The 11,816-nt window shown below is 41.7% G+C and carries 11 protein-coding genes and 1 riboswitch; of the genes, 8 read left to right on the top strand and 3 right to left on the bottom strand.

All coding sequences use genetic code 11. From position 1 onward, the window contains the following. From MHI08_RS17585 to MHI08_RS17575, 3 genes are all read left to right on the top strand, one after another. Positions 1–327, top strand: a complete 327-nt coding sequence (locus tag MHI08_RS17585) for a PTS lactose/cellobiose transporter subunit IIA (RefSeq protein ID WP_024427495.1) — start codon at positions 1–3, stop codon at positions 325–327. Then, complete coding sequence (locus MHI08_RS17580) at positions 324–1,652, top strand: 6-phospho-beta-glucosidase (RefSeq protein ID WP_025093805.1); 1,329 nt, start codon at positions 324–326, stop codon at positions 1,650–1,652. Before MHI08_RS17585 ends, MHI08_RS17580 begins: the two co-directional genes overlap by 4 nt. Positions 1,653–1,770: 118 nt before the next feature. Continuing rightward, positions 1,771–2,169 (top strand): hypothetical protein, encoded by a 399-nt coding sequence (locus tag MHI08_RS17575; protein WP_280149155.1) that lies wholly within the window; start codon positions 1,771–1,773, stop codon positions 2,167–2,169. A gap of 316 nt (positions 2,170–2,485) precedes the next feature. On the opposite strand, the gene MHI08_RS17570 is transcribed toward MHI08_RS17575, so the two are convergent. Next, on the bottom strand, positions 2,486–3,577 hold the full coding sequence (locus MHI08_RS17570; protein WP_342499827.1) for a branched-chain amino acid aminotransferase: 1,092 nt from the start codon (positions 3,575–3,577) through the stop codon (positions 2,486–2,488). A gap of 367 nt (positions 3,578–3,944) precedes the next feature. Here MHI08_RS17570 and MHI08_RS17565 point away from each other — a divergent pair, with 367 nt between their 5' ends. The 5 genes from MHI08_RS17565 to MHI08_RS17545 all read left to right on the top strand — a co-directional run bounded on the left by MHI08_RS17565 (position 3,945) and on the right by MHI08_RS17545 (position 10,170). Then, positions 3,945–5,372: a right-handed parallel beta-helix repeat-containing protein gene (locus MHI08_RS17565; RefSeq protein ID WP_151862779.1), complete on the top strand. Its 1,428-nt coding sequence runs from the start codon at positions 3,945–3,947 to the stop codon at positions 5,370–5,372. Positions 5,373–5,469: 97 nt separating this feature from the next. Next, positions 5,470–5,579, top strand: a riboswitch (SAM riboswitch). 169 nt (positions 5,580–5,748) lie between these two features. Continuing rightward, the gene (locus MHI08_RS17560) at positions 5,749–6,867 is read left to right on the top strand and encodes a sugar ABC transporter substrate-binding protein (protein ID WP_024423861.1); all 1,119 of its coding nucleotides are present in this window, start codon (positions 5,749–5,751) and stop codon (positions 6,865–6,867) included. Positions 6,868–6,936: 69 nt separating this feature from the next. Then, positions 6,937–8,433 (top strand): sugar ABC transporter ATP-binding protein, encoded by a 1,497-nt coding sequence (locus MHI08_RS17555; protein ID WP_342499826.1) that lies wholly within the window; start codon positions 6,937–6,939, stop codon positions 8,431–8,433. After that, entirely contained in the window at positions 8,430–9,443 is a 1,014-nt protein-coding gene (locus MHI08_RS17550; RefSeq protein WP_034621914.1) for an ABC transporter permease, read from the top strand. The genes MHI08_RS17555 and MHI08_RS17550 overlap by 4 nt, the downstream gene beginning before the upstream one ends. A gap of 94 nt (positions 9,444–9,537) precedes the next feature. Further along, positions 9,538–10,170 carry a GTP pyrophosphokinase family protein gene (locus tag MHI08_RS17545; protein WP_025093809.1) on the top strand — a complete coding sequence of 211 codons (633 nt, stop codon included), beginning with the start codon at positions 9,538–9,540 and terminating at the stop codon, positions 10,168–10,170. 45 nt (positions 10,171–10,215) lie between these two features. Here the strand turns inward: MHI08_RS17545 and MHI08_RS17540 are convergent, their stop codons facing one another. Both MHI08_RS17540 and MHI08_RS17535 read right to left on the bottom strand, forming a co-directional pair. Next, complete coding sequence (locus tag MHI08_RS17540; RefSeq protein WP_162860197.1) at positions 10,216–10,356, bottom strand: hypothetical protein; 141 nt, start codon at positions 10,354–10,356, stop codon at positions 10,216–10,218. 19 nt (positions 10,357–10,375) lie between these two features. Continuing rightward, a complete protein-coding gene (locus tag MHI08_RS17535) occupies positions 10,376–11,461 on the bottom strand; it encodes a Rap family tetratricopeptide repeat protein (protein ID WP_342499825.1) in 1,086 nt (361 codons plus the stop codon). Positions 11,462–11,816: the final 355 nt, after the last annotated feature.

The following is an 11,816-nucleotide window of genomic DNA, read 5'->3' as shown; positions in this document are numbered from 1 at the left end:
ATGGAAATGGAACAAATTGTGTTTCAACTCATCCTGCACGGCGGAAATGGCAGAAGCTCCGCGATGGAGGCCATTACATGTGCAAAACAAGGAAACTTTGATGAGGCGAAGCAAAAATTGCAGGACGCACAAGACGCGTTAAATGAGGCGCATCACGCACAGACAGAGCTGATCCAAGGAGAAATCAGGGGCGAAAAGACGGATATTAGCCTCTTAATGATTCATGCGCAGGATCATCTCATGAACGCAATGACCGTCAAGGAGCTCGCAGCAGAAATCATCGAACTCCATGAAAAAATGAAGCAACTCGGAGGTGTCAATTCATGAAAGAAGGAATCAAAATTGTCACAATAGGCGGTGGATCGAGCTATACGCCTGAGCTCGTCGAAGGGTTTATTAAACGATATCATGAATTACCTGTAAAGGAATTATGGCTTGTGGATATTGAAGCAGGTCAGGAAAAGTTAAACATCGTAGGCGCTCTGGCGAAACGTATGGTTGAAAAAGCGGGTCTGCCGATTGAGGTACACCTGACTCTTGACCGCCGGGAAGCCTTGAAGGATGCAGATTTTGTGACGACACAATTTCGTGTAGGACTGCTGGAAGCACGGGCAAAGGATGAGAGAATACCGCTTAAATACGGCGTCATCGGTCAGGAAACGAACGGACCAGGCGGTTTATTTAAAGGCCTTCGGACCATCCCAGTCATTCTAGACATTGTGAAGGATATGGAAGAGCTTTGCCCAGACGCATGGCTTGTGAACTTTACAAATCCAGCGGGCATGGTCACTGAAGCTGTTTTACGCTACACGAATCTAAAAAAAGTGGTCGGTCTATGCAATGTGCCGATTGGGATCAAAATGGGGATTGCCAAAGCGCTTGATGTGGACGTTGAACGCATCGAGGTACAGTTTGCCGGTCTCAATCACATGGTCTATGGATTAGACGTATATTTAGATGGGGTCAGCATTATGGATCAAGTGCTAGATGAACTAGGAAATCCAAACAGCCAGTGGTCCATGAAAAACATTGAAGCGAAAAACTGGGAGCCTTCTTTTGTGAAAGGATTAGGGGTCATCCCATGTCCGTATCACCGCTATTACTATAAAACGAAAGATATGCTGGAAGAAGAGCAAAAGGCGGCTCAAGAAAAAGGAACACGAGCAGAGGTTGTACAGCAGGTTGAGCAGGAATTATTTGAGCTTTATAAAGATCCTGATTTGTCCATTAAACCACCGCAGCTCGAAAAAAGAGGCGGGGCCTATTACAGCGATGCGGCCTGTAACTTAATCAGCTCCATCTATAATGATAAGCACGACATTCAACCAGTCAATACAGTGAACAGAGGGGCGATTGCTAGCATTCCGGCTGAATCAGCGGTTGAAGTAAACTGTATCATTACGAAGGACGGACCAAAACCAATCGCGATAGGTGATCTGCCTGTAGCTGTAAGAGGACTCGTTCAACAAATCAAATCATTCGAGCGTGTGGCAGCAGAAGCGGCTGTGACTGGAGATTACGAGACAGCTCTTGTGGCGATGACCATCAACCCGCTCGTCCCATCTGACGACATTGCAAAGCAAATTTTAGACGAAATGCTCGAAGCGCATCGTGAACATTTACCGCAATTCTTCAAATCAGTCAATGCTTAACACATAATGGCCCCTTCATGGGGTCATTTTTTATGATTGCCCCATATGGAAACTGGAGAAAGAAGTGTATGATTAGAAAAAACAGCATGTATGGCTTCAAAGAAAGGACTGTTGGAATATGGTTGCAATTGGTTTAATGTTTTACGGGTTTGTCGTACAGCCTGTCATGAGTTATGGTACAGTGATCTTGTTTTTGTATGGTCTTATTGCTTCATTTGTTGGCCTCATTCGGCATAAGGAATATGTGTGGATCTATGTTCTCCGCCTGCTCGTTTGTTTTACCATTCCGGTGACCAATCTGTTGATGTATTTTGCAACGATTGGAGGAGATGCAAGAAAATTTGATTTCCGGTCAATGCCGCTTGTTTATTATCTTGTCTTTATCCTAGAAATCATGATCATCTTTTTGCCAGAGATCTTTTTACTGATCGAAAAAAAGCGGAGCATCAAAAGGAAACAGTGGATATACACAGGGGCGATTGTCGGGGTGTCGGTCTTGTTTTGGTGCACGATTTGATGGGAAGCAGACGGGTCAACTAAGTCTATTTCGCCTTTTTTTCTGTAACTTCTTTCGTCTGACCTTCACAAAAGTAATGGAAAGAGCAAGGATAGAAATCCCAAGCGCCTTAAATAGAAACCGGGTGAGGAACGGTGAATCGTCGAAACCAGTGGCGACGATCATCGATCCGATGCAGATTCCAAAGAACGCTAGTAGATAAGTAAAAAACATACCATCACTCTCCTTATTCATGTGTATTTACCATTATAAGGGATAAAGGAGAGGTGAATAAACAAAAAAGAACCCTTCATGATTGAAAGGTTCTTTTATATGCTTATGCTTGCTTGACGACTGAGTCAACTTCAACTGTCCAGCCGAAGATGTCTGGCTGTGTCCCTTTTTGGATGCCAGTAATGGCTTCGTACAATTTCTTCGATACTTCGCCTGTTTGACCATTTTGGATCACATATGGCTGATCATGATAAATTAATTCTCCTACAGGAGAGATGACAGCTGCCGTTCCAGTCCCGAAAATTTCTTCAAGCTCGCCAGATTGATGTGCTTCAATTAACTCATCAATTGAAATTTTGCGCTCTGTTACTGGAATTCCCCAATGCTTTAACAGCTCAAGTACAGAGTTACGTGTGATGCCTTCTAAAATACTGCCGTTCAATTCAGGCGTCACGATTTCTCCATTGATTTTAAAGAAGATATTCATGCTGCCGACTTCTTCAATGTATTTTTTCTCGATCCCATCAAGCCAAAGAACTTGTGAAAATCCTTTCGTTTCAGCAACTTGCTGTGCTTTAAGGCTTGAGGCATAGTTTCCAGCTGTTTTGGCATTTCCTGTTCCACCCTTAACGGCACGGACAAACTCATTTTCAACTGCAATTTTGACCGGATGAATGCCTTCTTTATAGTATGATCCCACTGGAGATAAGATAATGAGCAGCTTATACGTGCTAGACGGTGCAACGCCTAAATATGGCTCAGTGGAAATAATGAATGGACGAATATACAAGGAAGTGCCCTCTGCATCAGGTACCCAATCCTTATCAATACGAATGAGTTCATTTAAGCCCTCTAATACTGTTTCTGTATCAATTTGCGGAATACACAGGCGGTCATTGGATCTGTTTAAGCGCTCCATGTTTTTTTCCGGACGGAATAAGAGAATTTTTTGATCCTCAGAAACATAAGCCTTCAAGCCTTCAAAAACAGATTGACCATAATGGTAGACCATCGAAGCTGGGTCCATTGGAATGGCCTGATAAGGGATAATTCTTGGATCGTACCAGCCTTTCTCAACTGAATAATCCATCACAAACATATGATCAGTGAAGATTTTTCCGAATTCAAGTTGATCAGATTGAGGTTTTGGTTTTTTTGTTGAACTAAGTTCAACGCGGATGGGTTGTTTTGGCATTATAAATCTCCTTGCTGTTTGGTTATTTGAAAATTCTAATAATATGAAATAATTATGATTCTATTCTATACCTTCACAAAATATTAGCAATAGGTTTTCTGGAATTCAGACAAGAAAAATCTGTTAAAGCGCTTTCCTTCTCTCTGCTGTCAGTATGACTCCTATCACCCCTTTTTAAAAAAGAAATAAAATCCAAATGCATTATTAACTGATTAATCTGACAATTTAAAAACGAGTGGTTTTCCTGTAAGATATTCTTTCAACCATACACCTTTTGTCTAGTACATTGCAAGGGACATCGTCATATTTTAATCCTCTTTTTTTTAACCGATAAAGGAAGAAGAGAAGAGAAAGGAGCAACAACAAGATGAAAAGAGCGATACCAGGTATTTTACTCATTTTATTCATGACCGTGATCAGCTTTGGCTGTCAGGCGATGACAGATGAGGCTGGCGCTAAGCAAAGCACAGCCTATTACGTAGCGGTAAACGGAAGCGACAAAAACCCGGGCACAAAGCAAAAACCTTTCCGCACGTTGAAAAAAGCAGCAAGTATGGCGAAGGCTGGGGCAACCATTTACATGAGAGGCGGTACATACAAAGAAAAATTGGTTGTCCGCCATTCAGGAACAAAGAAAGCACCCGTTGTCTTTCAAGCTTACGGAAAAGAAAAGCCTGTAATTAGCGGGGCTTCCCTTAAAGGAAATCAAGCCGATGGAGGACTTGTCACGATCGATCAAAAAAGCTACATCACCCTCAAAGGACTGACTGTAGGACATCTTAAGACGAATAAAGAAGATTTGACACCAGTTGGTATTTTCATCAAAGGAAGCGGTAAAGGCGTCAAACTGCTTAATAACCGAGTGTATGACATTCAGACGAAACATAAAAATGGAAATGCACATGGAATTGCTGTCTATGGGACAAAAGCTCCTGCTGCGATTGAAGACATTGAAATCAAAGGAAATACCGTTGAAAAATTAAAGCTGGGCTTCAGTGAAGCGCTTGTGCTAAATGGAAACGTCAAAAAGTTCCGTGTGACACATAACACGGTCCGGCACACTGATAATATTGGCATTGATTTAATTGGTTTTGAGAACGTAGCACCCTCCAAAAAGTATGATCAAGTGAGAAATGGGGTTGTCTCTAGAAACAAAGTATATGAGATTACGAGTGCAGGAAACCCAGCCTATGGCAGCGACATCTCCGCTGGCGGAATTTATGTTGATGGCGGAAAAGACATTGTGATCGATCATAACATCTCACATCACAATGATCTAGGGATTGAAGTCACAAGCGAACATAAAGGAAAAATGGCAGACCGCATCCGCATCGAACACAATCAAGTATATTTAAACCGTTATACAGGCATTTCTATTGGCGGCTATGATAAGAAGCGGGGCGGTACAACCAATACGACGATTTCACATAATATTTTGTACAAAAATGACACAGCCGGCTTAGAAGGCGGTCAATTGCTAATGCAGTATCAAGCAGTGAACAATCGAATCACGAATAATATCATGTCAGCTAGTGCCTCGCATTACTTGGTCGTGAATCTTTATCAAGTGAACCAAAAGAATACCTTCCAGAAGAACGTTTATGATGACCGAAAAGGTGCGAAAGCATCACAGTGGATTTGGCGCGGGAAATGGATGGAAGGCTACAAAACGTATCTCTCTAAAAGCGGTCAAGATAAAGGATCAGCACATCTCAACCCACAATTTGTGAATGAGAAAAAATATGATTTCCGTCTGAAGAAATCATCACCTGCGAAGAAAATCATCGGAAGTTGATGGTATTTTAGAAATTTTCAAAAAAGTCATTGACATTGATGTGACATCACATTAAAGTAAAGAAGACATTTCAACGAAAACAAATTTCATAACGGATCTCTTATCAAGAGAGGCAGAGGGACTGGCCCTATGACGCCCAGCAACCGTTTCTATTTTAGAAATTGGTGCTAATTCCTGCAAAGCTGTTACAGCTTTGACAGATAAGAGAGGAAGACTTCCCGATACATGTTTCATGCAACGGTGATCAAGCCTCTCTTTCCAAGAGAGGCTTTTTTTCGTCTCTTTTTCGAATCAAATGCCTGTTTTACAGGCGTATTTCCACTTTTTACCTAGTTTTCCGATGTGAAAAATAAAAACAACTTGAGGAGGAACAGCAATGAAGCGTAAGCATTTTACATCATTTCTTGTTTTATTAACGGCATTGACCGTCCTATTAACAGGCTGCGGCACCGGATCAAGTGCAGGCTCAAAAGCAAATACGAACGAAAAGGTTTCCTTTGACAATGTACCGAAGCGATTTGCAAAGGGTCAGGGAGCAAAAATTAAAGTTATCCGCAAAATTGGAGGAGACGATCATACAGCTCAATTTTTAGCGGGGACCAAGGCAGAAGGTGAGGCACTCGGCTTTAAGGTAGATGTCTACACCGCAAATGGTGATACAGCGAAATTCCATGATGCCATCTCTCAGGCACTGGAAGAAAATTATGATGGCTTTATCATCTCTCACGGGGACGACGAGGCGACAGTCGCTGATGTGAAAAAGATCACAGCGAAAGGCATTCCAGTTGTAGCATTTGATTCGAATCCTAAGCTGAAGGACATCAAAGGGGTCACAGTGACGTCTCAAGATGACGAACAATTAGCGAAAAAATCATTAGACGCGCTCGTGTCTGATTTCAAAGGAAAAGCAAATATTGCATACCTGTGGGTAGATGGATTCCCGCCAATGGTGAGACGAAATAAGGTCTATCAAGAAACGCTTAAACAACATTCAGGGATCAAGGAGCTTGACCGCTTTGGTATTGCCTCCTCTGATACGTCTGTTCAAACGCAAAATGCAGTAGCAGCCATGCTGAATAAGTATCCAAAGGGCAAGCTGGACGCTATTTTTGCCACATGGGATGCCTTTGCCATTGGGGCAGCAAGAGCGTTAAAGGAAGCAGGAAGAACAGAAGTGAAGATTTATGGGATTGATGTGTCAAATGCGGATCTTCAAGAAATGACGGCGAAGGACAGTCCGTGGAAGTATACAGCAGCGGTTGATCCGAAGCTCATCGGTGCAGTCGACGTGAGGATTCTTGCGAAGAAAATAGCTGGTGAGAAAACACCAGCTTCCTATGACCTTGAGGCCTCTCTCATCTCGCAAAAGCAGCTTCAGCAAGCAGGAAAAGCCATTAACATGGTCAATCTTGCAGACGAAGTGAAGGGATTCGGTTCATCGACTGCTTTTGAGGAAGATTGGATGAAGACCTTGAAGAAGCATTATACAAAATAAGCGACGTGCACTCTCTTTTCATAGAGGGTGTTTCGTTTTTCAGATGATATCAAGAGAAGGAGGACACCTATGACAGCGCCGCTTGTTCGTATGAAAAATATTTCAATTGAATTCCCAGGGGTCAAAGCGTTAGATCAAGTGAATTTCACATTAAAAAAAGGGACGGTCCATGCACTGATTGGAGCAAATGGTGCTGGGAAGTCAACGTTAATGAAGGTTCTTTCTGGCGCTCATTCCCACTTCCACGGAACCATCCACATCAATGGCCAGGCGGCAACCATTCAAACTCCAAAGGATGCATCCTCATATGGTGTGCAGACGGTCCACCAAGAAGTGGATACGGCTCTTGTTCCCTATTTAACTGTTGGTGAGAATATGATGATGCATGAAATTGAGAAAAAAATATTTGTCAGCTGGAAAGAGCTGCATCGCAAGGCGGCTCAGCTATTAAAAGAAATGGACATCGACATTTCCACAAATCGACTTGTCAGCGATCTGACCCTTGCTGAAAAACAGATGGTGCTCATCGCCAAGGCTGTTTCCATTAAATGCAGCATTTTAATCTTAGATGAACCAACGGCTCCGCTTAGTCATGCAGAAACAAGCAAATTATTCTCAATGATTGATCGGTTGAAACAGCATGGGACGGGGATCGTGTTTATTTCTCACCGCATGCCTGAAATTTTCACCATCTGTGATGAACTGACTGTGATGCGAAATGGAACGGATGTCGCAGCTCACCTTGTCAAAGACACAAATCCGCAGCAGGTCATTGAAGAAATGCTAGGCGCACCATTAGAGGAGCAATTCCCGTCTCGCAGGCCACTGAAAGATGCACCTATTGTGCTTGAAGTGAAAGAGCTAAACGATCAACATAAATTAAACAACATTCACTTTTATGTCAAAAAAGGAGAAATTCTCGGGATCGCAGGACTTGTCGGTGCTGGCAAAACAGAATTGTGCAAAGCCCTTTTCGGTGCCTCAGAAAAAAAGACGGGGACCGTGCAGCTTCATGGTCAAACCATTCGCATCACATCGCCTCATCAAGCGGTGAGAGCTGGAATGGCTCTTGTGCCGGAAGAGCGGAGAAAAGAAGGAATTCTGACCGAAGAGAGCGTGGGGTGGAACTTAACGGCTGCAAGTCTTCACTCATTTTCACGGATATTCAGCTTCTTACATCGTTCGAAGGAAAAGCGGGAAGCAGGCGACATCGTCAAACGGCTTGGTGTCAAAACGCCGTCTCTTGAAGCAAAGGTGAAGCATCTATCTGGTGGAAATCAGCAGAAGGTTGCTATCGGAAAATGGCTGCTGGCTGAGGCAGATGTGTATCTCTTTGACGAACCAACCAAAGGTGTAGACGTTGGAGCGAAAAAAGATATTTTCACTTTGATTGCAGAGCTTGCCGCCCGCGGAAAATCTGTCATTTATGCGTCGAGTGAGCTGTCAGAGATTGCAGGTATCGCTGACCGAGTATACGTGCTATATGATGGCAGCATTGCCCGGGAAATGACCGAACCGACGACTGAAGAGGAGCTTTTATACCATTCAACAGGAGGACAATCATGAGCGAACAACAAATTCCGGCCCCTGTGCAGCAAATCAAAAAACAGCGGCCATCCTTTCATCTGTTTGATTTCTTTTATCGATATGGCACAATCTTAACCATTGTCGTGTTGATTGTGGTATTTGCGGCATCGAATCCAGCGTTTTTGCAATCAGGAAATATCATTAATATTCTACGATCTATTTCGATAGTGACCATCATTGCGGTGGGCTTAACTATCTCATTGGCAGTAAACGGCTTTGATTTATCAGTTGGATCAGTCGCTACGCTATCAAATGCGATTGTCATTTCTATGTTCGTATGGTTCTCGCAAAACCCACTAATTGCAATTCTCTCGGCACTAGCGGCATCTATCATTGTTGGTTTGCTAAATGCATGGATGATCGTCAAAATGAAAATTCCAGATATGCTCATGACATTAGCCATGATGTTTATCATTCAAGGGCTGGCTCAAACGTATACGAAAGGAGCAACTATTTCTGAAAATATGGTGCTTCCCGATGGCACGTTCTCAACGGGAACGATTCCTGCCTTTTTCAGCAAAATTGGACAGGTGCCATATATCATTCTGATTATGGCTGCCATTGTACTATTTGCGCATGTTTTCATGTCCTACACAAAGCACGGCCGATTCATGTACATCATCGGTGGGAATAAGGAAGCGGCTCGATTGTCTGGCATACATGTGAACAAATACAAAATTGCGGCCTATCTGCTTTCTGCTTTATTTGCAGCGATCGGCGGTATCGTACTGGCTTCAAGGGTCATGACAGCAGAAATTAATGCGGGTGCACCATATTTAATGGATGGAGTAGCGGCTGCTTTTATCGGTTTTTCCGTCATGGGAGCAGGTAAGCCAAACGCATTTGGCACTTTTATCGGGGCTGTACTCATCGGTATTTTACAAAATGGGCTTGTGATGATGTCTGTCCCTTATTATGCAATGGATATTGTGAAAGGTTCTGTGCTGGCCCTTGCACTGGCGCTGACATATTACAAACAACGAGGCTAACTGCGTATTTTTTAAAACCATTCGAGTTCTCTCTCCGTCTAGTAAACGGAAAGCGGTGCAGCTGCCGTTTCCAAAAGGAGATGACAAAAAGAAAATGAATATGTCAGCAACTCATGTAGAAGATTTGAAAAATGTCATGGAAGACTGGAAAAATGAACTATTAGTATATAAATTTGCGTTAGATGAAATGGATACAAAGTTTTCAATTATCAGCCAGGAGTATAATTTAATCCATGGACACAACCCAATAGAGCATACAAAATCACGAATTAAATCCTTTGAAAGCATAGTGAATAAACTAGCAAGAAAAGGATGCGACATCACGACACAATGTGCCAAGGAGCATATCCATGATATCGCAGGTGTCCGCATCATCTGTTCTTTTATTCAAGATATCTATAACATTATGGATGTATTGAGGCAAAGAGAGGATTTAAAGATCCTTGAAGTGAAGGACTATATTCAACATCCGAAACCAAATGGCTACAGAAGCCTTCATTTAATTGTTGAGATACCTGTCTATTTAACAAATCGTGTGGAGCATGTGAAGGTTGAGATTCAGGTGCGGACCATTGCGATGGATTTTTGGGCGAGTCTGGAGCATAAAATCTATTATAAACTGCAAAACGATGTTCCTCATCAGCTAACTGATGAACTGAAGGAAGCCGCAGATATTGCCCATTACTTAGATGAAAAAATGCAGAATATTAAACGAGAAATTGATTAGCACATCAAAAAGCAGCTGTTTTGATCACAGCTGCTTTTTTTCATATTAAGGGTTGGTTCCACGGTCTCTCTTTTGAATAATATCTTGAGATTGTGCTGATTGACTGTCTTTTTGAATGGAAGTACCAACAGAAACACCTGTTATCAAGAGGGTTAAAATCGCACTTGTGATGAGCCATTTCTTCATCATACATCACTCCATTTTCTTAACAAGTTTTCAAGGACAACGCCTTGTTTCTAAAATAAGAGGATTCTTCATGAAGCCCAAGATCCGTTAAGTAAGCTGCTGCATCCTGACAAATAGCTTCAAGGTCAACAAGGAAATTCATTGATTCTAATTGATCGCAATAAGCCTTGATTTGCTCAATCATGTTGTCTGGCTGAATCATAAGTGTTTCTAAAATGGATAATTTAAGTGAAATGTTTCGTTGTTTTAAATTTTCTGCTTTTTGAAGTGAAAGCTGTACATAATAGTGGAACAAACCTGGCTTTTTCAGCTTAAATAGTGCTTTTGTGTAGGCGTACATGGCAAGTAAATAGCCGCCTGGAGAAGAAGTTTCGAATGATTCTATCATTAAAGCCTTTTCTAGGAGTGGCACAGCTTCACTGTATTCATTTCTTAGACTTTTAATAAAGGCTGCATTGCAATAGGCATGTCCAAGTAAATCTGGATCATCCATCTGTTCTAGTGAATGAATGACTTCTTCGAACAGCGATTCTGACTCATCATATTTCGACTGATCCGCATAATTCAAAGCAAGCATCATTTGACAGCTGATTGATTTTTTCACATAACATGGATCTGCGTCGTAAATAGATGAAGCCATCTTTAAGTGGTGAATGGAGAGAAGCGTGGATCTAATATTATAGTAAAGACACCCTGTTTTATAATGAAATTCGGCTTTTTCAATGTCATCGTGCACGAGATCTAATTTATCCTCGGCCAATTTTAAATGGTGAAATGCCGTATCCTGATTGCCTCTGCGCATTTCATACATCCCTTTAAAGAAATAGAAATAATAGCTGAGCATATCATCCGTACGGATGGCATTTTCATCAACAAAAAGACTATGATCTAACGAAGCTGTATCTTCTATTAGATCTTTAAAACGGTACTCTAGCAGTTGATAGTAAAGTAAGACGTCTTGATTTTCTTCCATTCGATCAAACGCTTGAAGAATGTCTTTTTTTAACTGGATAGCACCTTGTATCTCTCTTTTTTTCATCATGACATACCAATCATTGAGCATATTCGCTACATCAACGGACGACAAAACACCTGCTTCTGCCAATTCATATCCTCCTTTCTTCATCTATCAGTAACCGTTCTTCTGAATCAACTTCCCATATTCCAGTATCTTCTTATATTTTAAGCTCTCTCGTGCAGTTTGTAAAACATGTTTTTTGATGTAAATTCAACCAGTAGTGAAAGAAATAGGGAGCCACTGCTCTTTTTGTATACGCTTACATATTTTTAGGTAAAAAGAGGGTTTTGAAAAAAATATATTACAATATCAATAAAGAGAGGAAGGAAGTTGTTGAGTTTGCTTTCGTATGCAAGGGAGAAACTTCATTTATCAAGGCGCTGACTCGTTTTTTGTGAGATTATCTCACATCATAATTGTGAATCACTCTTCTTTTAGAATA

The sequence above is a fragment of the Bacillus sp. FSL M7-0791 genome (assembly GCF_038627085.1).
GTDB lineage: Bacteria > Bacillota > Bacilli > Bacillales > Bacillaceae > Bacillus > Bacillus safensis.
This window is presented reverse-complemented; position numbering and strand designations above follow the sequence as displayed.

Coding starts and splice junctions, on each gene's coding strand:
- MHI08_RS17575 (WP_280149155.1), top strand. CDS start 1,771: ATGGTTGCAATTGGTTTAATGTTTTACGGGTTTGTCGTACAGCCTGTC.
- MHI08_RS17580 (WP_025093805.1), top strand. CDS start 324: ATGAAAGAAGGAATCAAAATTGTCACAATAGGCGGTGGATCGAGCTAT.
- MHI08_RS17540 (WP_162860197.1), bottom strand. CDS start 10,356: ATGAAGAAATGGCTCATCACAAGTGCGATTTTAACCCTCTTGATAACA.
- MHI08_RS17570 (WP_342499827.1), bottom strand. CDS start 3,577: ATGCCAAAACAACCCATCCGCGTTGAACTTAGTTCAACAAAAAAACCA.
- MHI08_RS17550 (WP_034621914.1), top strand. CDS start 8,430: ATGAGCGAACAACAAATTCCGGCCCCTGTGCAGCAAATCAAAAAACAG.
- MHI08_RS17555 (WP_342499826.1), top strand. CDS start 6,937: ATGACAGCGCCGCTTGTTCGTATGAAAAATATTTCAATTGAATTCCCA.
- MHI08_RS17560 (WP_024423861.1), top strand. CDS start 5,749: ATGAAGCGTAAGCATTTTACATCATTTCTTGTTTTATTAACGGCATTG.
- MHI08_RS17545 (WP_025093809.1), top strand. CDS start 9,538: ATGAATATGTCAGCAACTCATGTAGAAGATTTGAAAAATGTCATGGAA.
- MHI08_RS17585 (WP_024427495.1), top strand. CDS start 1: ATGGAAATGGAACAAATTGTGTTTCAACTCATCCTGCACGGCGGAAAT.
- MHI08_RS17565 (WP_151862779.1), top strand. CDS start 3,945: ATGAAAAGAGCGATACCAGGTATTTTACTCATTTTATTCATGACCGTG.